Origin of the sequence: Paenibacillus sp. OT2-17 (genome assembly GCF_009827695.1) — a bacterium.
Lineage (GTDB): Bacteria > Bacillota > Bacilli > Paenibacillales > Paenibacillaceae > Paenibacillus > Paenibacillus polymyxa_B.
In genome coordinates this window covers 1-1,403 of sequence record NZ_WUDQ01000768.1, presented here as the reverse complement: position 1 = coordinate 1,403, position 1,403 = coordinate 1, and the positions used below count along the sequence as shown (strand labels likewise).

Genomic DNA, 1,403 nt, shown 5'->3' with positions numbered 1-1,403 from the left:
CTGATGTTCTTTTCTTTAGTTAGGGTGAAAAATATTGTTTATTGAATTTGTTTGTTTATATCACCAAGTTGTTTGGTGTAATACAACCGTTGGGCGAGGATTTGATAGATATTGTGGACTACGGCGCAGTTGGAGAAGATTACACCGGAGTTAATTAAGATTAACGGATCTTATTTCTTTCGTGAGCAGTTTGAATTTAGAGTGGACGCGAAAAAGGAGACTTAATCAAATGTGTATTTTTCATGTCAGACAAAGCTCCCCTTACTTTGACAGTCATTAAGCTGTTTATTAATGAGTATTAAAAGAAGGAGAGGACAAAAAAATGAGAATGAAATTAGGAAGGAAAGCTACTTTATGTTTTTCCATAATCGCTCTCTTGTTTTCAATTATTGCTCCGTTGTCAGCTTCTGCAGATGCAGCAGCTGTAACGCTTGACACTTACAAAAATTTTGAAAATCAAGAAATAGTTTTATCACAATCAGTAATATTAAAAGATGACACGGCATATACAGATGTATCAGTTACAGGGAAAAGAGTGAAATTTTCAATTAATGGTTTGGAAAATCCTTTTAATGCCAATTATAATAATCGTTTGGTCTGGACAAGTGATGAAAATACACCGAGTATAGAAAATACGTTATCAGTAAAAATTGCACCAAAAACAGGGAGTCTTTACGGTTCCAGTAGCTATGAGAACCTTTCTCTGATAAAACAAAAGATCAACTCTGATTCAAAAGTATATGGATGGATTCAATTAGAATCAAAAGAGTGGGCTAAAGCAGGATCAGCTATAATTAAATATTAAAAAATCCTTAACGTTTGAGGTAAGTGAATGCTCAAATAGAACAGAAATCTCTGCTAACCATAATTGGTCGGCAGAGATTTTTCGTTGACCAGTTTGAATTAGAGTAGATGTGAAAGGCTCAACTGGGTAACTGGTATGAGTCTTTTTTATACCCATTAAAAAATGAATATGAAAATATTTAGATTATATTTATAGATCAGCAAGTTTATGTTTAGGCAGGTTTTTAAGAATGATTTATCTTCGTAATAGTTCCATATATGGCTAGGAGGAGATCGAGTGATAAGTAAAATCAAAGCATTATGGAGTATTTTAATTGTAGTGATAGTGTTCTTGAATAGTCAGCTTTAGAGGTAAAAGCAGAAGCTGAAAGCGATGAATGGTCGATTAAAACGACTATGGAAAATCCTAAGGTGTTAAGTGCTGTTTCTGAATTGAATGGCAAGATATTTATTTTCGGTGGTTCTTCAGAATCAAACCCATATAACGATGTTCAAATTTATGATCCGAAAGATAATATATGGGCCTCAGGAAGTAGCATGCCTACGGCTCGTTCTACAGCAACTTCCGCTGTTTATAGAAATGATATTTATGTTATTGG

General features: G+C 33.8%; 1 protein-coding gene and 1 pseudogene. Both read left to right on the top strand.

Annotation, left to right across the window (positions count from 1 at the left end; translation table 11 throughout):
• The first annotated feature begins 322 nt into the window (after positions 1-322).
• Positions 323-805 carry a hypothetical protein gene (locus tag GRP75_RS26950; protein ID WP_160790887.1) on the top strand — a complete coding sequence of 161 codons (483 nt, stop codon included), beginning with the start codon at positions 323-325 and terminating at the stop codon, positions 803-805.
• A 395-nt stretch (positions 806-1,200) separates the two neighbouring features.
• Positions 1,201-1,403: pseudogene (locus GRP75_RS26945) on the top strand (Kelch repeat-containing protein); the annotation flags it as partial.

Excerpts from the sequence above, each read along its gene's own strand:
- GRP75_RS26950 (WP_160790887.1), top strand. The coding sequence starts at position 323 with ATGAGAATGAAATTAGGAAGGAAAGCTACTTTATGTTTTTCCATAATC.